This is a genomic window from Actinomyces sp. B33, from assembly GCF_028437565.1.
GTDB lineage: Bacteria > Actinomycetota > Actinomycetes > Actinomycetales > Actinomycetaceae > Pauljensenia.
Genome location: NZ_JAMRYR010000004.1, coordinates 268866 through 289535, shown reverse-complemented (window position 1 = coordinate 289535; position 20670 = coordinate 268866). Strand labels below are relative to the sequence as shown.

Here is a 20670-nt window from a genome sequence, read left to right as displayed (position 1 = left end):
GACACCCCGACATGGCGATGACCCAGGACGACGCCACATGGTTCGCGACCACCTTCGACCAGATCGTCGCGAACATCGGCCGGGCGATCCTCGGCAAGGACAGGGCGGTCCGCCTGACGGTGACGAGCCTCCTGGCCGGCGGCCACCTCCTCCTGGAGGACGCCCCCGGGACCGGCAAGACCGCGCTGGCCCGCTCGCTGGCGGCGACGATCCAGGGGACCGATTCGCGCATCCAGTTCACCCCCGACCTGCTCCCCTCCGACATCACGGGCGTCACGGTCTTCAACTCGCAGACCCAGTCGTGGGACTTCCACCCCGGCCCCGTCTTCGCCTCCATCGTCCTCGCCGACGAGATCAACAGGGCCTCCCCCAAGACCCAATCGGCCCTGCTCGAGATCATGGAGGAGTCGCACGTCACCGTCGATGGCGTCCGGCACGACGCCGGCAAGCCCTTCATGGTCATCGCCACGCAGAACCCCATCGAGCAGGCCGGCACCTACCGCCTGCCCGAGGCGCAGCTCGACCGCTTCTTGATGAAAACCTCCCTCGGATACCCCGACGGGCCGGCGCTGACGGCCATCCTGCGCGATTCCGCGGCGCCCGACCGGTCGGCCCGGCTCAACGCGATCATCTCCTCCACCGCCCTCGTATCGATGTCCGAGGGGGCCGCGTCCACTCACATCGAGGACTCCGTCCTCGACTACATCGGGGCCCTCGTCGAGCAGACCCGCAGCGCCGAGGAGACCCGCCTGGGGGTGTCCACCCGCGGGGCCATCGCGATGGCCCGGGCGGCGCGCGTCTGGGCGGCCGCCCACGGCAGGTCCTACGTCCTCCCGGACGACGTCAAGGACCTCGCCCCCGCCGTGTGGACCCACCGCCTCGTCATGGATCCCGACGCCGAGTTCATCGGCGCCACCGCCGCCACGATCGTCCAGCGCGCGCTCGAGACCGTGCCCGCGCCCGTGTCGAGGTGACCGCGGTGGCGCCGTCACGCCGCCGGGACGCCTCCCGGCAGACCGGCGCGCCCGCGTCCTTCGCGGACGCCGCCCGGCTCCGGGTCGCGCGCATCCGGGACTCCGCCCCCCTGCGCCCGCTGAGGCGCGCGGCCGCCCTGCTCACGCCCTCCGGCCGCGCCGCCCTCTCCCTCCTCGTCGTCGCCTCGGGACTCGGCGGCCTCGCCCACTGGCAGGAGATGCGCACGGTCGCAGTGATCCTCGCCGTCGTCCTGGCGTCGTCGCTGCTGTGGCTCGTGCGCCGCCCCGCGTGGGACGTGCGCCGCGAGATCCTCGACAAGAGGATCTCCGTCGGGGACCGGGCGCTCGTGCACGTGCGGATCGCGAACCCGTCGAGCCGCCGGATCCCCGGGGCCCGGATGAAGATGGACATCGGGGGCAGGACCGTGTCCCTCGACGTCCCGCCCCTCCACCCGGGCGAAGACTTCGAGGAGGGATTCAGCATCCCCACGCGCAAGCGCGGAGTCGTCGTCCTCGGCCCGATCCTCTCGGCGGTCGGCGACCCCCTCGGCCTCCTGAGCTCGGAGAAGTCGTGGACCGGGTCGCTGACGATCTACGTCCACCCCAGGACCGTCCGCATCTCGCGGGGCCTGACCGGGAACCTGCGCGACATCGAGGGCAGGGTGACGCAGACTCTGTCGAGCTCCGACGTCTCGTTCCACGCCCTGCGCGAGTACGCGCCGGGCGACGACCGCCGCTCGATCCACTGGCGCTCGACCGCTCACACCGGGTCCCTCATGGTCCGCCAGTTCGAGGAGACCCGCCGGGCGACCCTCCTCGTCGTCCTGTCGTGCGCCCCCTCCGACTACGCCTCGGACGAGGACTTCGAGACCGCGGTGTCGTCCGCCTGCTCGCTCGCCCTCAAGGGGATGAGCGAGGACATCGGGGTGCGCGTGCTCGTCGGTGACGACTTCCTCCCCGTCTCCTCGCCTCGGCGCCTCCTCGACGCCTCGTGCGGCGTGACCCTCCACGATTCGCCCTCGTGCGACTCCCTCGCGCGGCACGGGCTCGCGGCCCATCCCTCGACCTCGGTCGTCGTCATGGTCACCGGGCAGGAGGCCCCCCATGAACTCCTCGCCCGCACGCGCACCCTCATGCCCCCCGGCATCGCGGCCGCCGCGATCAGATGCGGGGAACGCGACCTGTCGATGCGCCACGTCGGCGGCATGCCCGTGTTCGACCTGTCGGCGATCGGGCAGCTCCCCCGCGCGATGGCGGTCGCCGCACGATGACCCCGACCCCCTCGACCCGCGGCGCCGCCGCCGAGTACGGCCTCCTCCTCGTCCTCCTCGTCATCGCCTCGACGCCCTTCGTCCCCGTGTTCGGGACGTTCGAGGGCCTCGTCGCGGCCGCGGCCGGCGCATGCGCCGGCCTCGCCGTCGCCTGGGCGACGCAACGGCGACGCCTCGGGGCGGCCCCGACCACCGCCATCGCCCTGGCCGTCCACCTCTGCCTCGGGCCCCTCCTCCACATCCGGTGGGAGCCCCTGCCCGACGCCGTGCTGACCAACCTCACGGCGACCGTCACCGTCTGGAAGGACTTCCTGACCGTCGCCCCCCCGGTCTCCTCCTTCAACTCGATGACGGCCCTGCCGTGGATCGCGGCCCTCTCCTGCGGGCTCCTCGCGGGGAGGGCGGTCTCGGCGGGCCGCCCCCTGGCCGCCGGGATCCCCGTGATCGCCCTCCTCGGCGTCGCCATCCTATGGGGCACCCCCGCCGCCGCCTGGCACCCGTCCGCCGCCGGCGCCGCGATCGCCTGCGGCCTTCTCGTCCTGTGGAGGCGCAGACGCGACGCCTCGGCCGAGGGGCTTCGGAGCCCCGCCGCGAGCGCGGGGCGCTCCCGGCGCGCCCTGAGGTCCGCCGTCGCGGCGGGCTGGGTCCTCGTCCTCGCCTCCGGCATCGCCCTCGCGCTCCCCTCGTCGGGCGCCGACCGGTTCGCCCTCAGGCAGCACGCGGTCCCGCCCCTGAACTTCGCCGAGTACGCGACCCCCCTCGCGCTGACCAGGGCTTTTGAGACCGACCTGGCGAAGACCACGCTGATGACCCTCGACGGCGGGGACGACTCCACCCGCTTGCGGATCGCGACGATGGACTCCTACGACGGGCTCAACGCGACGATCGGGGCGCGGGACGCCGTCGAGGCCCGTTTCCAGCTCCTCGGCCCGCGCTCGTCCCTCGCCGACCGGCCCGGAGAACCCGCGCCCGTCGCTATCACCGTCGAGGACTACGCCTTCCCCTGGGTGCCGACCGTCGTCTCCACCGCTTCCCTGAGGCTCGACTCGGCCCGCGAGGCCCCCGACGGCCTCCCCCTCTACTACGATCCCGTCTCCGAGACGGTCCTCGTCCCCGAAGGCACCGCCACCGGCGACGTCATCACCGAGGACGCCCGCGTCAGCGCCGTCCCCACCCCCACCCGGCTGGAGTCGGTGCCCATCTCCGCCGTCCCCCTCGGACCCGTCTCCGAGGTCCCGCCGGCCGTGTCCGCCCTGGCGACGAAGATCGTCGGCTCGGAGTCCAATCCCCTGCGCCAGGTCCTCGCCCTCCAGCAGGCCCTGACGAGCGGGTACTACGCCGACGGCACCACCACCCCGTCGCTGCCGGGCCACGGCGCGGCCCGCCTCTCCTCGATGGCCCAGGCCGACTCGCTCATCGGCGACGACGAGCAGTACGCGACCCTCATGATGCTGATGTGCCGCTCCCTCGACATCCCGGCGCGCATCGCGATGGGCTTCGTCCCGGCCACGGACTCCGACCCGTCCACCGTCACCGGCGAGGACGTCCACGCCTGGGTCGAGATCCCCTTCACCGATCTGGGATGGGTCCCCTTCGACGTCACCCCCCGGCGCGATCGGGTCCCCCAGCAGCAGACGACGCAGAAGGTGTCCAACCCCGAGCCGCAGGTGCTCCAGCCGCCGCCCCCGCCCAAAGACCCCGCCCGGCTGCCCCCCGCGTACGACGGGGGCGATGAGGAGTGGGAGCAGCCGGACGAGGACCGCCGGCCCTCCCGATGGCTGCTCGTCGTCGCCGTGTGCGGGCCCGTGCTGCTGATCCCGCTGCTCGTCGTCGCCGCGAAAGCCCTGCGCCGGTCGACCCGCCGCCGACGGCCCGACCCCGTGGACCGCGCCCTCGGGGCGTGGGAGGAGATCGTCGACGAGGCGCGCGACTTCGGGTGCGCGCCGCCGGCGGGGGCGACGCGACGCGAGACCGCGGCGCTCCTCGACTCCGTCTTCTCCGCATGCGACTTGAAGGCGTTCGGCGACGCCGTCGACGAGAGGGTGTTCTCCCGCTGCGCGGCGGGCGACGGACGGGACCTGTGGGAGTCCGTCGCCGTCATCCTCCCGTCGATGGGCGCCGGCCGCTCGCGGGCCGCTCGCCTGCGGGCCCTGCTCTGCCCGCGCTCGCTCGTGGATTTCGTGCGGACGGCCCGCCGGGCCGCCAAGACCCCTAAGATAGGCTGATGAGCATGCCGAACGCACCGCGATCCCTCCCGCGACGCTCCGACCAGCGCCACAGGCGCTCGCCCGCCCCCGTGCGGGCTCGGGCGGTCGCCGTCCTCATCGACGCCGCGATCATCGCCGTCCTCGTCGCGGCCGTCTGGCTGCCCTGGCTGTTCGAGAGCGTCAACGCGCCGGTTTCTGCCTCCTCCGCGGTCTGCGTCGCGCTCGTCATCCTGCTGGGCCTGCGCCTCCTCATCCTGATGCTCGCCTCGGCGACGCCCGGCATGATGATCGCGGGCATCCGGATGATCGACTGCGCGACCGCCGCCGCCCCGGCGGGACGGGCCCTGGCCCACAGCCTCCTCACCGGCGGGTTCGTCCTCGTCACCGCGGGCATCGGCTCCGTCCTCCTCCTGCGGTCGGCGTCCCGCGACGCGGAGGGGGCCGGGTGGCACGATCACCTCACGGGAGTCCGCCTCGTCGAGGACGCGTCGGCCGCCCCCGCGGCCGACCGGCCGTCCCCGGCCTCCTTCGAGCAGAGGTACTCGCTGGCCGAAGAGGAGGCCCCCCCGCAGATCCTCATCGACTCGGTGCCGTGGTCGAACGTCCCCGTGCCGGTCGACGCCCCCGCCGGTCACACGGTCAACGCCCTCTCCGTCCTACCGGCCGACGTGGTCGAGCAGGCCCTCTCCACCGGTGCCGGACCGAAGGAGGCGGCGCCGGCCCGGGCCGCCTCGGACGGCGCCGCGCAACCCGCCCGCACGGTCCCCGAGCCCGAGCGGTCCGCGGAGCAGCCCGCTCCCCCCCGATCCAGCGAGGACGTCCCGACCGCCCCCGACGCCGCCATGCCCCCGACGGACCCGCCGGGACCGGAACCCGCGGCCGCGAGGGGCCCAGAAACCGCGAAGGGCCACGCGGTCCTTCCTTCGACGGTCGCGGGACCCGAGCCGAGCGCGCGCGTCCGCCTGATCCCGCTCGACGAGGGACCGTCCTTCGACGTCACAGGGATCACCGTCGTCGGTCGCAAGCCCGAGAACATCTCCGACGCGCCCGACGCCGCCCTCCTCGTCATCGGCGACCTCGACTACTCCCTGTCGAAGACGCACGCCCTGCTGATCCCCACCGAGAACGGGCTGTGGGTGATGGACCTCCACTCGACGAACGGGACCCGGGTGACGGTCGACGGCCGGACGAAAGTCGTCACCGACCTCGAACCGGCCCCGCGCGGCTCGATCGTCACGATGGGCAGGAGGGCCTTCCGCGTCGACCTGTGAGGCCCCTCTCCCGTTCATCGGGGGGATCGCCCGGCCGATCCGCGCTCAGGGCGTATCGACGCACGAGGACACTGGGTCCGACGACCTGCCGTCCTCACGGACCGCGATGATCCTCACGCAGGTCCTCCCCGGCTGGCGGCGCAGCCTGACCTTCGGCTCGAACAGGGGGTGGGCGTCGCTCTGCCCGCCGGGGAGGTCCTCGCGGTACAGGTAGCTCCCGCTCCACCCGTCCTCCGGCGCGAGCCACGTGAACTCGACCTCGTCGTCGACGGCCCTCCCCTGCACCGCCCGGGGCCCCGGGACCTCGTCCCCGAACGAGTCATGGGGCTGAGAGCCCGACGGGACGAGATCCCCCGTCGGGGCGGAGTCGTCCGTCCTCAGCAATCCCGAGGCGACGATCAGCCCCGCCGCCGTGAGGACGACGGCGATCGCGCCGACCCACGTCCACGTCCTCGCCCGGCGGCGGGCGCCGTCGGCGGCGCGCGGCGCATCGCCCGCATCCGACGGCTCCGACGGCGGCGCTCCCTCCTCCCGGGCCGTCGCCGGGGCGTCGATGTCGACCCGCCGGAACACCCCGACCCTCGTCGCCCCCTCGTCCTCCATGCCGTCCGACAGGGCGACGGCGAGGTCGTCCGGCCCCCGCATGAGGTCGACCGGAGTGACGTTGAGACCGAGGTCGATCTCGATCTTCTGGAGCGCCCGGGCGAACGCCAGAGGCGAGGCGTAGCGGTTCTCCGGGTTCTTCGACATGGCGATCGACAGGATCTGGAAGAGGCCGGAGGGGACGTCCTCGCGCTCGATCTGGGGCAGCGGCTGGCTGACGATGCGCCGCGAGACCTCGTACACCCCGTTCGCGCCCCCCGGGGCCTCGTACGGGCTGTGCCCGGCGAGCATGGCGTAGGCCGTCGCCCCGAGCGAGTAGACGTCCACGCGCGGATCCGCCCCCGCGGTGCCCGCGAGCTGCTCGGGAGGGGCCCAGGGCACGCTCATCCCCCGCAGGTCCTGCTCCGCCGTGCGCCCCGTCAGCGCCGAGATCCCGAAGTCGCAGAGAACGGGCCGGTGGTACGGGGTGATGAGGATGTTCGACGGCTTGATGTCGCGGTGAACGATGCCCATCCGATGAGCGGTCTCGGCCGCGCCCGCGATCTGGATCGTCGTGCTCAGCATGTCGGAGACGCTCATCTGACCGCCGGCGATGAGCCCGCCGAGATGGGGCGGCGGGCAGTACTCCATGACGAGGAAGGGCCGACCGTCCTCGGTGATCCCGGCCTCGTAGATCGACAGGATCGCCGGGTGGGAGGACAGGAGCGCCATCTTGTTCGCCTCGGACTCGAAGGCGGCGGTCCCGTCCGGGCCGATGTCGCCGTTCATCACCTTGACGGCGACGTGGCGCCTGGGCAGGTGCCGCTCGAAGAGGTAGACGCTCGAGTAGCCGCCGGCCCCCAGATCCTTGACGTAGGTGAAACCCGGGATCAGGGGGGCCGGGCCCACTCGCGGAGGGTTCACGGGATGTCCTGGAAGCCCAGGGTCACGCCATCGCCGAGGTCGAGCGCGTCCCCGGAGCGCAGCAGGGTCGGGTGCGCGTCCGAGAGGCGCCGTGGGGCCTCCCCCTCGCGCAGCAGCATCGTCCCGTTATTGGTCCTCAGGTCCTGGGCGAGGACCGACCACCCCTCGATGGTGACGAGCACGTGGTTGCGCGAGATCGTCCGGTCCCGGCTCGTCACCGCGACCAGGCGGCGCACGGGCAGGCCGTCTTGGACGACGGGGGCGCGCCCGACGAGGACCGGGCCGTCGATCACGACCGTCTGCCCCGTCGACGTCACCATCCGCCCGAGGGCGGGCTGGGGGATCTTCACGGCGGGGCGCTCCAGGGGCTTGCCGCATTCTCCGCATTCGCTGCGGCTCGTCGGGTTGTCGTGCCCGGCGGAGCACCGGGCCGACATCACCTCGGCCGACGGGGCCGCCTCCTGCTCGCGGACGGCCCCGTCCTTCTGCCAGCGCTCGATCTCCTCGACCAGCTCGTCGGGCAGGTGCGCGATCGTCCTGCCGTCGTGGTCGCCAGGAAGGGACGGATCCCCCTGAACGGTCCCGCCGGGACCGCTCGACTCCGGCGCCCCCGGAACGGCGTCCTGCGGCTCGGGGGCGTCGGCGCCCCGCTGGTCCGCGCGCGCGCCGCCGTCGGCCCCGGCCCCCCCGAGCCGCAGGGCGGACGCTTGAAGAACCGCGTCCTTGACCGAGAACTCCGGGAGGCCCTCAGCTTCCTCGCAGCGGATGAGGATCGTCGCCGAGGGCGTCAGGAGCATCTCCCTCCACGTGACGCACGGCGCCGCCCCGATGGCCTCGCCGTCGCATTCGAGGACCGGGGAGCCCCTCAGCGCCGCCCTGACCGAGCCGTCGGAGTGGATGAGGACGACTGCGAAGTCCCAGGTGTCGCCGATCCGGCCGGCGTGCGACACGATCGCGTCGAGCACGACGGGCATCTCGACATCGCCGTCGACGTGGAGCAGGTCCCACAGGGCGTCGAGAAGCCCGCCGGGCGCCTCGGGCGGGAGAAGGATCTTCCCCTTGGGCGCAACCACTGCGGACCATGCGCCGGGGGTCCAACGAGTCGTCTCGGCGATTCCTTCATAAGACACGGTGATGCGTCCCTCTTCTTCCGTCACGGCCGACCACGGCCCCTGTACGTCCGGTTGATATTCGACGATCGCGCTGATCCGGCGCGATCGTCGATGCCTATCGTCTCATGCCGCGCGCCCGTTGGGTACTCCGCGGGAGTTCCGGCGGACGTCGCGAAGGACGCGCTCACGGCCGGGAGCTCGACCCGATCCCCGCCTGCGCGACCCGACCTCCACGTGCGCGCATCCGGTGCGCGCCCCCACTGGCCCCCGGATCGAATTATCGGGGCGCCCGCGCGCCCACCAGTCGGCGTCGGCCAGGGGTTCTATAGCACGGGGACGATCGTCCGGGCCCGCACGGGCGCCGAGCGGATCCCGTGCGGCCGTCGCCCCGCGGTCGAGCGTCCCCGGCGAGCGGCTCCGCCCCGACCGTCGTATACTCCTTCCACCGCTGGTGGCGCCAGCGTCTCGTGCGAAAGGAAACCGGCGCGTCAGATGAAGATCGCAATCGAACCGGACGCGGAGCACTGGGTGACCGTCCCCCGATTCCCTCCCCCCGGGTGGGCGCGGCGCGCCGCCTCCTCGTGCCTGGCACGCGGCTCGATGCCGGGGATGCGATGCGACTCCCTTGAGGAGCGCTTCTCGGGCCTGCCCCAGTGGTCGCGCTCCGAGGGGCTCGTCCGCCTCGTCCACGTCTCCTCCTCCCGTCAGTCCTCCTTCGTCGCGGACCTCGCCCTCGAGCCCGCCGACGACGACGGCAGCGGGGACGCCCGACGATCGACCCAGCTGAGGATCCTCGATCGGCTCATCGACGCCGGCGACCGCCAGTCCACCACGGGGTACCGGCCCACTCCCGAGACGGCCGGGCTCCTCGCCACGAGGAGGGCCAGGCCCATCGGCGGCCACCGCGCCCCCCAGATCGCGATCGCCCTGCGCATGGGGGCCAGCCTGCCGACCGCGCCCGTCGACCTCGTCGTGCGACTATGGGGAGCGCCGCCACAGACCATCGCCGAGGACCTCGACGACGTCTCCGCGCTCATCACGACGATCTCGCCCCTGCGCGGCTGAGGCGCACGGCGGGGCGGACGAGCGCCTCGCGCCGACGCTCCCGCGCTCCTCGCGAAAGCGCACCGCGCTCCCGGTCGCGCGACTGATCCTCCCGGACCGGTCCGGCCCAGCCGCCGGGAGAGCTCAGGCGCCACCGCGCGCCAGAGGCTCCACCGGGCTCCACGGGCCCGCGGCCGTCCACGACGCGGCCCCGGACACCGGGCCCAGCCGTCAGGGACGGCGATCGCCCTCGTCGCCGCGCAGGTCCAGGCGCATGACGGCGGCGTCCTCGACGGGGTGGCGGAAGTACCTCGGGCGCCGGCCGATCTCGACGAACCCTCGCGACGCGTACAGGCCGATCGCCGCCGTGTTCGACGGGCGCACGTCGAGGAACGCCTCACGCGCGCCCGCCCGCCTCGCCCACGCGAGCGCCTCGTCGAGGAGGAGGGCGCCCGCCCCCCTGCCGCGCGCTCCGGGAGCGACGCCGATCGTCATGACGTCCGCCTGGGACCCGACGACCCGGATCCCCGCGTAGCCGACGGGCTCGCCGCCGGCCTCGACGATCGTGTAGTGGCCGACCGCCGAGGCGAGCTCCTCGGCGATCATCGCCGGGGTCCACGGGTCCTCGGGGAACACCGCCTGCTCCAGGGCGGCGACGATCCCGCCGTCGGATTCGACGGCGGGGCGCAGCCTCAGGGGGCGAGGGCTCATAGGCGCTCGGCGGGCCGTCCGTGGATGTCCGGGCGGCGCAGGTAGAGCGGTTCGACGCCGAGGCGCTCGACGTCGCCCCGGGCCAGGCGGGCGCAGACGAGGCGCGCGAGGACCGCCGGGTCGAGGGGCGCCGTCGGCCCGGTCCGGTCCGAGGAGAGGATCGGCGCGCAGTGGGCCGGCAGGTCGTCGGCGGCCACGATGAGCGCATCGGAGCCGCCCATCTGGTTGGCGAGCATCTGGGGAGGGCCGACCTCCAGGTCGCCGATGAGGGCGACGTCGTCGGGCCCCTCGGCGCGGTAGCAGCCCCAGTACAGCTCCTTGCGTCGGGCGTCGGAGACCGCGAAGACGCGGGCGTCGGGGGGCAGGCGGTCGAGCCCCTGGCGGGCGATGACGTCGAGGGAGGAGGCGCCGTGGAGGGGGGCGCCGCAGGCGCGGGCGATGACGCGGGCGGAGACGAGGCCGGCGCGCAGTCCCGTGAAGGGGGCCGGGCCGGTGCCGACGCACACGCGGTCGATGCCGGCGCGGGCAACCTCGAGGGGCAGTCCGGCCTCTAAGAGCGCCCGGTGGAGCAGGGGGACGACGGACTCGGCGTGGTGGCGGGGCGAGTCGTGCGCCGCGCGGGCGAGGACCTCGCCGTCGGCGACGAGGGCGACGGCGGTGGAGGCGGACGTGTCCAGGCACAGGTCGATCACGACGACGATCCTACTTCCCGGCCGTTTCGCGGTCGGCGCGCGCCTCGTCGATGAGGCGGCGGGCGGCGTCGACGGCTCGATCGAGGGCGCCGGCCCAGCGCTCTCCCAACGGGCGCAGGACGATCGTCCGCGCCCCGTCGTCCATCGTCTCCAGGTCGATGGGCCCGTCTCCCGCCGGAGCCGACCCGCCGGCCGCGCGCCGGACCTCGATCTCGAGCCGCTGGTCGGACATGGCCTCGGTCTTGCCCTCGCCCCATTCGACGACGGTCACGGCCTCGTCGAGGGTCGAATCGAGGTCGAGGGTCTCCAGGTCGTCGAGGTCGCGGATGCGGTAGGCGTCGGCGTGGATGAGGTCGGGCCCCGAGCCGAGCGACGGGTGGGCGCGGGCGACGATGAAGGTCGGGGAGGCGACGCGCCCGCGCACGCCCATCCCCTCGCCGATCCCCTGGGCGAGGGTGGTCTTCCCGGCGCCCAGGCCGCCGTGGAGCATGACGAGGTCCCCGGCGGCGAGGATCCTGCCGAGCTCTCGCCCGAGGATCCGGGTCTCCTCGGCGGTCCCGGTCGTCACGGTCAGGTCGTCGGGGGCTGGCATCGGGTCCCTCCTCGGTTCTCGGGCAGGTGGACGCGGGGGATCCTCTCCCCCAGTCGCGAGACGATCTCGTAGTTGATGGTGTCGGCGCAGGCCGCCCAGTCGTCGGCGGAGGGGGCGCCGGAGGCGGGGTCGCCGAAGAGGACCGCGCGGTCGCCGACGCGGGCGGGCGGGCGGGGCGTCCGCGCGGAGGGGGCTCCCGGGGCTCCGTCGGCGGGCCCCAGGTCGACGATCACCTGGTCCATGCACACGCGGCCGACGACGCGGCCGGCCCTGTCCCCGTCGGGGGTGCGCACGAGGACGGGGGCGCCGTTGGAGGAGGCGCGCAGGATGCCGTCGGCGTAGCCGAGGGGGACGAGGCCCAACCAGCGCCGCGTCGGGGAGCGCCACGTGCCGCCGTAGGAGGCGGGGACGTCCTCGTCGACGGCTTTGACACTGGTCAGGGGCGCTTCGAGGGTCATCGCCGGGGTGAGGCCGAGGTCGGCGGAGGAGGCGACCGAGGGGGCGGGGCTCAGCCCGTACAGGCCGATGCCGGCGCGCACGAGGTCGTAGTGGGAGTCCGGGTGCCACAGGATGCCGGAGGTGGCGGCGAGGTGGCGGATCCTCGGGCGGACGCCCGCGTCGGCGAGAACGGCCAGGCCCCGTTCGAAGGCCTCGATGTGGGCGGCGGTCGAGGCGAGCCCCTCGTCGGAGGGGTCGTCGGCGCGAGACAGGTGGCTCCAGGCGCCGACGACGTCGACGAGGCCCTCGTCGCAGGCCGTGCGGATGGCGGCGGCCAGTGCCGGCAGGTCCGCGAGGGTCGATCCGGCGCGGCTCATGCCCGTGTCGATCTTGACGTGGATGCGTGCCGGTCGGCCCCTGTCGCGGGCGGCGGCGCAGATCTCGGCGAGGGTCCACGTCCAGGAGACGGACAGGTCGATGTCGGCGTCGAGGGCGCGCCCCCAGTCGAAGCCGCGGGCGCCGATCCACGCGAGGACGGGGAGGCTCCGGGGGATGCCGGCGGCGTCGAGGAGGGCTCGCAGGTCGAGGGCCTCGGCGACCTGGGCGACGCCGAGCCAGTCCGCGCCGGCGCGCAGGGCGGCGAGGGAGACGGGGCCCAGGCCATGCCCGTAGGCGTCGGCCTTGACGACCGCCATTTGACTGCTCGTCGGCGCGGCGGCGCGCAGGACGCGCAGGTTGGCGCCGATCGCCCCCAGGTCGACGACGGCGCGCGCCGGGTAGTCGGATCGCAGCGCGTCATCGGGTCGCGCGGCGTCGGGTCGTTCAGTCACCGGGCCAGTATCCCACCCTGGACTGGCTCCGTCGGTTCTGGCCCCGGCCTGCTCCGGAATGCGTGCGGTTCCATTCACCGGAACGAGGAGCACCCCGACTCAATGATCTGCGATCAGCGAAAACACTGCGCGCGCATGAGGCGCGGCGCAGCCCGGGGATCACACCCGCGCGCGATACGGGAATCGCCCCTCGCCAGTCAGGCCGGCGATGACCGCCGGGACCTCGTCGGCGATCTCATCGGCGCGGACCGGCCCGCCGAGACTCCCGCCGACCCGCAGGGCGGCGCGGCGCCCTGCGGCCGCATGGACATGGGCGCCCAACGCCACGAGCCCGAGGAAGTCGCCGCGGCCCCGGCCGTTCTCCATATCGGCCCGCCACGAGGCCGCAAGACCCGCGAGGACCCCGGTCAGCACGTCCCCCGTCCCGGCCGTCGCCGCCCACGGGCTCCCCCGCTCGATGACGACCATGCGCCCGTCGGGGGCCGCGATCAGCGTCGTCGCCCCCTTGACCAGGACGAGGGCCCCGGTCTCGCGCGCGAGGACGCGTCCCGCGTCCGCCGGATCGGCCTCGACCTCCTCGCGCGACCGGGGATGCCCGAGGGCGCCGAGGACCGCGCTCGCCTCGCCCGCGTGCGGGGTGAGGACCGCGTCGGCTCCGCCCAGCGCGTCCAGGAGGTCCGGCACGAGCGCCAGGCCGCCGGCATCCAGGACGAGGGGCAGCCCGGAGGCCAGGCAGAACCGGGCCAGGTCGAGCCCGCGCCCCCGCGTGTCCTCGTCCATCCCCGGGCCGACGGCCCCGGACTGGACGCGACCGCCGACGGCGACCACCGCGGGCAGTCGGGCGACGACCATGCTCTGGACCTGCGCCGGAGCGTCGAGGCGCACCATGCCCGCCCCCGTCGCGCATGCCCCCATGCACGTGAGGAGGCCCGCCCCCGGGTAGGTGGTCGAGCCGGCGACGAGGCCGACGGCGCCGTGCGTGTACTTGTGGTCGTGGGGGCCCGGCGGGCGCAGGAGGCGCCGGGCGTCCTCATCGCGGAACAGGCTCGTCGGCGCCGGCCCGAGGTCCAGGCCCAGGTCGACGGCGCTCACGCTCCCGCAGGCGTAGGACGACGGGGGCAGCATCACGGAGTCCTTCAACGCCCCCATCGTCACCGTCGCATCGGCGTGCAGGACAGGCCCGGAGGCGCGGCCCGATCCGATCCCCGAGGGCACGTCGACGGCGACGACGACCGCGCCGACGCGCTCGCGCCGGGCGTCGAGGGCCGCGAGCGCCGATGCCATCGGCTCGCGCACCTCGCCGGTCAGGCCCGATCCGAGGATCCCGTCGATCCAGACGGGGGCGTCGAGCCCCAGATCCCCCGGGGCCGCCGCGGCGCCGGCGCCTCCTCCGTCGGCCCTGAGCGCGGCCGCGACCTCCTGAGGGGCGGCCTCGACGATCCGCACCCCCTGGGCCCGGGCCTCGTCGAGGGCGCGCGCGTGGGGTGCGGGGGCCAGGACGAGGGCGGCGGCCTCGGCTCCGGCCCGGGCGAGGAGGGCCGCGGCGTACAGGGCGTCCCCGCCGTTGTCTCCTCCGCCGACGAGGGCGCACACGCGCGCCGCCCCGGCGCCCTCGTCCCGGGCGGCCGACGGGGCTGACGGGCCGGCGGGGGCCTCCGCCGCCTCGCCGGAAGAGGGGGCTTTCTCCGTGCGCCGCCCGAGCCCGGCGCAGCGCGCGAGAGCCTCGTCGGCGACCGCTCGGGCCGCGATGCGCATCAGACGATCGGGGTCCCCCTCGACCTCTGCGCGGAGGACCTGCGCCCTCTCGGCCCGGCGGACTTGTTCCAGCGTGTGCACGGGGATCATCCCGGCATCATCGCACTCGGCGGAGGTCGCCCGCCAGACGACCCGGAGACCCGGCTCAGACGACTCAGGCCACGTCGATCCCCTTGGCCGCTCCTCCGGCGAGCGGTAGAGGAAACCGATAGCCAGTTTGAAAGTTGACAGCAGGAAATCCTCTATCTTCTTGCGATCTTCAGTGTCATCACCCGAACCAGGGGGCTCATCCGCCACGGAGAAACACGCCGAGAGGGCCCTTCCCCCTGAACGTCTCCGGGAGGCATAGAGCCCGCCTCCGCGATCGCACGAGACCGTCAGTGGGGCACTCTCCTTGAGATTGAGAGGAGTCTTTGTCGCCGGGGGCGCCGCTCCCGCTTCTTCTTCGCTCGCCCTTACGGCTCCATCATCCGAACGGCTTCCTCTCTCTCCCTAAAATATGAGACCGTATCATGCACGAGCCGATCGAGGACCTTCGGATTCGGGACTGCCGTCCTCGCGGCATACGGCCCGGCCCCTGGCCCCAGAGGCTCCGGGGTGACGAAACGTCCCTGCTGGTTCTGCCCCACCAAATACAGGGACATGATGATCGTATCCAGGTCCATCGCTCCCTTACCGAGAGCAAGGCGGTTCGTATCGGCCAGATGGAGGTTGATCAGGCGATCATCGGCTTCGAGAACCGCCAGCGGAATGTATGCCTCCTCTACAAGCATGTGGTAGATATCCCCGTTAATATGCTGAACTCCCGGATGGTCGACGGCCTCGATGTAATCTATCGCATCGCGCACCGAATGCACGAGAGAGACCTCTGCCGAGCGAATCGGCTCTATGGCGGCTTTGACCCCGGTTTCAACGAAAACATCAGCGATTCGACGAAGCGCCGCGACAGAACGCGGAAACTCGCTGGAATCATACGCATCCGCCCTGCCGACAGACCCGGGCACCACCAGCAAATACGCACCTTGCATCTCCTGGACGAAATGCGCTTCCCGACGGATATAGTCGATTGCGCGCTGCTGCTGCACTGGGTTGTTCGACGACAGGTCGTTATCGTTGGAAAACATCCCACACACGCCAGAGACTTTCAATCCATGCGATTCTAGGATTTTTTTCGTCTCCTCAACCTCATATCCAAGGTCGGGCCCGTAGTGATTACCGTGAAGCTCGACATATTTTAAGCCCTCAGCAGACAGGCGCGCGCATGAAACGTCGAGTTCTTCGAGGCCGAATCCCCAGTTGGACCATGACACATCGATTCGCCGTTCAAAATCTTGCGGCCGCAAGGATCTCTCTCGGAAGAAACGCTCGCGAACTTTCCTTCGCCATTGATCGACGATCTGCTCACTCATGACTGCACCCCATTCGTCTCGATCCTCAACAACATCCTCGTTGCTTCCACAGGGCGAGGATTCACACTCGGAAAACCTCAATCCCTTTCCATGATGTTACCGGTCACACACCTAGAGAATCAAGAGGGTTCGCATGATTCGCTTATACGAATATCACAAGTGTCTCAGCGAATCTCGAACAATAAGATTCGTCTCCAGGATCTCGGTGCTTGGCGCGCCTCCGGCGATAAGCTCGGCGAGCAGCTTCACGCATCTGCGCCCAAGATTCTCGAACGGCTGGGATACGGTGGTCAGAGGGGGCTGATAATGAGCCGAACCGAGCACGTCGTCAAAGCCGACAACGCCAACCTCCTCGGGGACTTGAACCGCGTTGTCGGCCAGGAAATGCAGGGCCCCCAGAGCCATATGGTCGTTCGCCGCGAAGATCGCGTCGACTCCACGCTCCACGAGGATCGCAGCCCCCTCGTACCCACTACTCGGACTCCAATCCCCCTGATAAAGCAGCGCAGAATCGCAGTGTGGCAAGGATTCCCATACTTGTCGCCGAACATCCGCATCCACCCATCCAGCCGGTCCGGCGATGTGCCCGATACGCGAATAACCGCTGCGCTCGATCAGGTCGAGAAGGGCAGCCGTCCCTCCGGCCTGGTCGATGAGGACGCGAGAGACATGAGCGTCGCCAATTTCTTTCCCCGAAACAAGAACGACTGGCATCCGGGCGGCGACAAGGCTCGCGACTCGAACCGCCAATGTCGTATTCGCCATGACGATGACCCCCTCGAGCTGCTCCGCCCAGAAAGACCGGAGCGCGGAGTCCAGCGATTCTCCTCCCTCCCAATCGCACACGATCATGCGCACTGACAGACCGGCATCGGCTGCGGCCGTGACGATACCCGTATTCAAGAGGATCTGCCCGAGGACGGAACTGCCCGTGTCGAGGACGCCAATGAGCCCAGAACGGCGAGTAGCCAACCGTCGAGCCACCGCAGACGGCTGATACCCGACTTCGTCGATGACCGTCCGAACCCGTTCGAGCGTGCCAGGATCTAAGAGATCGGGGTGGTTCAGCGCCCGGGACACCGTCTGATGGGAAACCCCTGCCATCCGAGCCACGTCTCTCAGCGTCAGACTGGAGCGATTCTCGGATCGACTCATGAAACCGCCTCTCACTACCCGCTCTGACCTAGCGCAACTGTATCCTCCCCGTTCCCGCTCACGCACGAAGACGGCGGGCGGATGGCCCATCACGACCCTCCGCCCGCCGTTTTCGAGGTTACTTGAGATGCTCGGCGACGTTCTTTTCGTCGATCACGAGGACCTCGACCGGTTGAAGCTTCTCAACGGATTCCCCCTGGGCGACTTTGATCGCTTCCAGAATCCCCATCGATCCCATGAGCTTCGATTGCTGCGCGACGGTCGCGACCAAAGTTCCGTCGGACACGGCCTTAACGGCATCGGCCCCGCCATCGATACCGATTGTCAGCGTCTTGCCTGTTCGCCCGGCTGCAGCGATGGCCTCGGCAGCGCCCAATGCCATTTCATCATTCATCGACAGGAACGCAGTCAGATCCGGATTCGCCTGAAGGATATTCTGAGCGACTGTCAACCCCTCGTTGCGCTGATAGTTGGCCGTCTGCGTAGCGACGACCTCGATATCCGGATAGTCTTTGAGAACATTCTGGAAACCGGTCCCACGGTCGATAGCCGACGACGCACCGGGGACGCCTTCGAGGATCGCCACCGTTCCCTTCCCTCCCATCGCGTCGAAAAGCGTTTTCGCCGTCACCTCTCCGGCCGTGACATTGTCAGTGCCGATATGAGCGACGACCTGTCCCCCATTGGAGATGCGATCAACGGTGATAACAGGAATCCCCGCCTGGTTGAGGGCTTCCACAGAGGACACGATCGCATCGCCGTCGGTCGGATTGAGAACCGCGACATCGACTCCCTGGGCGATAAAGTCAAGAATGTCGTTGGCTTGCTTATTCGCATCGTCCCCGGCATCCGCGAAAAGGATTTCGACGCCGGATTCCTTCTGCGCCTCGTCAATCCCGTCTTTCATCGAGACGAAGAAGGGGTTTTCCAAGGTAGACATCGCGAAGCCGATCTTCACCTCCCCGCTGTCAGCACTGGCCGGAGCTTCGGCACCGGACTCGGATGTGCCTACCGAGGGCGTTGGCGTGCATGCGGCGATCAGCATCGTGCTGGCCGCAACAAGGACTGCGAAACTTCTGAGGGACTTCATGGGACTGTTCCTTTCATGTGGATGGAGGATCAGGGCGCGCTCAAAACGCGCCTCTGCCGAAATTGTTCGACGAGAACCGCCAAGGCGATGACGACGCCGATGACGACCTGCTGCCAGAAGCTAGATACGTTGAGCAGGTTCAGGCCGTTGCGCAGCACTCCGATCATGAGGACACCGACCGCGGTCCCGACGATCGACCCATAGCCGCCCGAAAGCGAGGCCCCTCCGATGACGACGGCGGCAATGACATCAAGCTCGATTCCGGTCCCCGCGGTCGGCTGGGCGGATCCCAGCCGTGAAGTCATCATGATCCCGCCGACAGCTGCGAGAATGCCCGCAACCGTGTATACGCCGATCATCAGCCGACCCGTCGGAACGCCCGAGAGCCGCGAAACTTCAAGATTGGCACCCATCGCAAAAAGAGAACGACCCGACGGCGCAAAACGGAAATAGAATCCCGCGATAAGAAGACATACAGCCGCGACGACGACGGATGTCGGCAGCCACCCGGCAACGTAGTGAGTGGTCAGGGCCCTGAATGATTCCGGATAGCCAGAAAGCGGTCGCCCGTCAAGAACGACGAGAGAAAGACCTCGTGCCACTGACATCATCGCGAGTGTCGCAATGAAAGCGGGAAGGCGTCCTAAAACGATGAGAATTCCATTAACGGCTCCCGCGGCCGCGCCAACGACGAGGCCGAGAAAAGAAGCGCTCCAGACATCCCACCCTAGACCGATATGGAATACACCGACAACGGCCCCGGCGAGAGCGAGAATCGATCCAACGGACAGATCGATACCGCCAACGATGATTACCGCAGTTCCTCCGATCGCGATAACTGCGAGAATAGCGGACTGCTGACCGATATTGAAGATATTCGCTACTGTGAGAAAGCTCGGAGAGACGATTGACAAGACGATGCACAAGAGAATGAGGGCCCCAAGCGCTCCGACATACGGGGGCAGGTTAACTCCGGAGAATGATAGTTTTCTCGCCCCTCTAGACGGAGCTCCTTCGGGAAGCTCCTCATTCGAATTCCCGACAAGCGTATTGGACATTGTATTTCCTCCTTCGTTCACGATGCGCGGGCGGCAGGAACGAGACCATCGGCATGATGGGAGACAGCGAGCCGCATGAGCGCTTCCTCGGAGAACTTGTCACGGGTGAGGACCCCGGCGATTTTCCCTGCCGAGAGAACGGCGATTCGGTGGGACAATCCCATCACTTCGGGAAGCTCGGAGCTGACGACGATCACGGCGGTACCGCGAGAGGCGAGGCCCGCGATCATGTCATAAATTGCGGATCTAGCCCCGACGTCGATCCCCCTGGTTGGTTCGTCAAAGAGAAAAACTTGCGGTTCCAGGGCAAGCCACTTCCCAATGACCCCTTTCTGCTGATTGCCCCCCGACAGCGTTGACGCGGACTGCCCGAGTCCCCCTTTGAGATTGACTTGGGAGACGGCTGAGCGCACATGCTCCACGAGAACCCGTCTTTTGACGGGCCCTCGCCAAAAGGCCCTTTCAGGCAGTGAAATGTTGTCGGCGATGGTCAATCGCTGGGCGAGGCCCCGACCTTTTCTGTCTTCTGGGACAAGGACGATTCCCCGGCGCACCGCATCACGAGGCGAATTGACACGCATCTCCTGCCCGTCCAGGCGGACTACCCCCGAATCGGGACGACGCGCACCGAAGATCGTCTCGACGAGTTCCGTTCGCCCGGCCCCAACGAGCCCCGCGATTCCGAGGATCTCACCTGCCCGGACATCCAAAGTGACGTCCTCGAATTCCCCGTTTCGCGTGAGGCTCTCGATTTCAAGGCGGACTCGATCCCGGGAGGGAGGGAGGCGAGGATAGATATCCTCGATGGAGCGTCCGACCATTGTGGCGACCATTTCGTCCACGGTCGCATCGCCATGATCCCATCCACCGACCATTTCGCCATCACGCAGGACAACGATCGACTGCGCGACTCGACGGACCTCGGCAAGGCGATGGGTGATCCACACGATCCCCACCCCTTCCTCCTTCAAGCGATCAACGATCCGGAAGAGGAACTCCACTTCGTCCTCGCCGAGGGAGGCGGTGGGCTCGTCGAAGACGAGAATGCGAGGACGTTGAGCGAGAGCCTTGGCTATTTCGACAAGCTGTTGAACCGCGATGGAACAACGGCCGGCCAGAGCTGTTGGGCGAATGCTGGTGAGTCCGACCCGGTCGAGCAGATCGCGAGCCTGTCTGTTCATCGTGCCTCGATCGAGGATCGGACCCCGCCGCGGCATACGTCCGAGGAAGATGTTCTCCGCCAGAGTGAGGTTAGGCAGAAGCGAGAGCTCCTGGTGAATGAGGACGACTCCTTTATCCGCGGCTTCTCGAGGACCACGGGGGGCATAGGGTTCGCCGTCCAATGTCATGGTCCCCTCCGTCGCCGCATGCACTCCGGAGAGGACTTTCATGAGCGTCGATTTGCCCGCTCCGTTCTCACCGATGAGTGCGACGCAGCGCCCGTATTCAACGGCGAAGTCGACCCCGCTGAGCGCTCGCACGCCGGGGAAAGTCTTCGTGATCCCTATCAGGCGCAACGCCTCGGATGGGGAGTGTTTCTCAGACGACATCGCGA

At 69.9% G+C, this 20670-nt stretch carries 17 protein-coding genes; 5 read left to right on the top strand and 12 right to left on the bottom strand.

Annotated elements, in window-relative coordinates; genetic code table 11:
• Positions 1-11 precede the first annotated feature (11 nt).
• The 4 genes from M3T53_RS07860 to M3T53_RS07845 are packed head-to-tail and all read left to right on the top strand — an operon-like array spanning position 12 to position 5723.
• Entirely contained in the window at positions 12-974 is a 963-nt protein-coding gene (locus tag M3T53_RS07860) for an AAA family ATPase (protein ID WP_272433948.1), read from the top strand.
• Positions 975-979: 5 nt separating this feature from the next.
• Complete coding sequence (locus tag M3T53_RS07855) at positions 980-2245, top strand: DUF58 domain-containing protein (RefSeq protein ID WP_272433947.1); 1266 nt, start codon at positions 980-982, stop codon at positions 2243-2245.
• Positions 2242-4470: a transglutaminase domain-containing protein gene (locus tag M3T53_RS07850; RefSeq protein WP_272433946.1), complete on the top strand. Its 2229-nt coding sequence runs from the start codon at positions 2242-2244 to the stop codon at positions 4468-4470. The genes M3T53_RS07855 and M3T53_RS07850 overlap by 4 nt, the downstream gene beginning before the upstream one ends.
• Before the next feature lie 5 nt (positions 4471-4475).
• On the top strand, positions 4476-5723 hold the full coding sequence (locus tag M3T53_RS07845; RefSeq protein WP_272433945.1) for an FHA domain-containing protein: 1248 nt from the start codon (positions 4476-4478) through the stop codon (positions 5721-5723).
• 45 nt (positions 5724-5768) lie between these two features.
• Here M3T53_RS07845 and M3T53_RS07840 read toward each other — a convergent pair whose 3' ends face one another.
• On the bottom strand, positions 5769-7229 hold the full coding sequence (locus M3T53_RS07840; protein ID WP_272433944.1) for a serine/threonine-protein kinase: 1461 nt from the start codon (positions 7227-7229) through the stop codon (positions 5769-5771).
• Positions 7226-8302, bottom strand: coding sequence for an FHA domain-containing protein (locus M3T53_RS07835; protein WP_272433943.1), 1077 nt, complete (start codon positions 8300-8302; stop codon positions 7226-7228). The genes M3T53_RS07840 and M3T53_RS07835 overlap by 4 nt, the downstream gene beginning before the upstream one ends.
• A gap of 531 nt (positions 8303-8833) precedes the next feature.
• On the opposite strand from M3T53_RS07835, the gene M3T53_RS07830 reads away from it, so the two are divergent.
• Positions 8834-9406: a hypothetical protein gene (locus M3T53_RS07830; protein ID WP_272433942.1), complete on the top strand. Its 573-nt coding sequence runs from the start codon at positions 8834-8836 to the stop codon at positions 9404-9406.
• 210 nt (positions 9407-9616) lie between these two features.
• Here the strand turns inward: M3T53_RS07830 and rimI are convergent, their stop codons facing one another.
• From rimI to M3T53_RS07780, 10 genes are all read right to left on the bottom strand, one after another.
• Positions 9617-10096 carry a ribosomal protein S18-alanine N-acetyltransferase gene (gene rimI / locus M3T53_RS07825; RefSeq protein ID WP_272433941.1) on the bottom strand — a complete coding sequence of 160 codons (480 nt, stop codon included), beginning with the start codon at positions 10094-10096 and terminating at the stop codon, positions 9617-9619.
• Positions 10093-10788, bottom strand: a complete 696-nt coding sequence (gene tsaB, locus M3T53_RS07820) for a tRNA (adenosine(37)-N6)-threonylcarbamoyltransferase complex dimerization subunit type 1 TsaB (protein ID WP_272433940.1) — start codon at positions 10786-10788, stop codon at positions 10093-10095. The genes rimI and tsaB overlap by 4 nt, the downstream gene beginning before the upstream one ends.
• A gap of 10 nt (positions 10789-10798) precedes the next feature.
• On the bottom strand, positions 10799-11380 hold the full coding sequence (gene tsaE, locus M3T53_RS07815; RefSeq protein ID WP_272433939.1) for a tRNA (adenosine(37)-N6)-threonylcarbamoyltransferase complex ATPase subunit type 1 TsaE: 582 nt from the start codon (positions 11378-11380) through the stop codon (positions 10799-10801).
• Positions 11359-12648 (bottom strand): alanine racemase, encoded by a 1290-nt coding sequence (gene alr, locus M3T53_RS07810; RefSeq protein ID WP_272433938.1) that lies wholly within the window; start codon positions 12646-12648, stop codon positions 11359-11361. The genes tsaE and alr overlap by 22 nt, the downstream gene beginning before the upstream one ends.
• 159 nt (positions 12649-12807) lie before the next feature.
• On the bottom strand, positions 12808-14493 hold the full coding sequence (locus M3T53_RS07805; RefSeq protein ID WP_272433937.1) for a bifunctional ADP-dependent NAD(P)H-hydrate dehydratase/NAD(P)H-hydrate epimerase: 1686 nt from the start codon (positions 14491-14493) through the stop codon (positions 12808-12810).
• A gap of 365 nt (positions 14494-14858) precedes the next feature.
• Positions 14859-15812 (bottom strand): sugar phosphate isomerase/epimerase family protein, encoded by a 954-nt coding sequence (locus tag M3T53_RS07800; protein WP_272433936.1) that lies wholly within the window; start codon positions 15810-15812, stop codon positions 14859-14861.
• Positions 15813-15965: 153 nt separating this feature from the next.
• Complete coding sequence (locus M3T53_RS07795) at positions 15966-16967, bottom strand: LacI family DNA-binding transcriptional regulator (protein ID WP_272433935.1); 1002 nt, start codon at positions 16965-16967, stop codon at positions 15966-15968.
• 118 nt (positions 16968-17085) lie between these two features.
• A complete protein-coding gene (locus tag M3T53_RS07790; RefSeq protein WP_272433934.1) occupies positions 17086-18057 on the bottom strand; it encodes a substrate-binding domain-containing protein in 972 nt (323 codons plus the stop codon).
• Positions 18058-18086: 29 nt separating this feature from the next.
• Positions 18087-19115 carry an ABC transporter permease gene (locus tag M3T53_RS07785; protein WP_272433933.1) on the bottom strand — a complete coding sequence of 343 codons (1029 nt, stop codon included), beginning with the start codon at positions 19113-19115 and terminating at the stop codon, positions 18087-18089.
• 17 nt (positions 19116-19132) lie between these two features.
• Positions 19133-20665 (bottom strand): sugar ABC transporter ATP-binding protein, encoded by a 1533-nt coding sequence (locus tag M3T53_RS07780; protein WP_272433932.1) that lies wholly within the window; start codon positions 20663-20665, stop codon positions 19133-19135.
• Positions 20666-20670 lie beyond the last annotated feature (5 nt).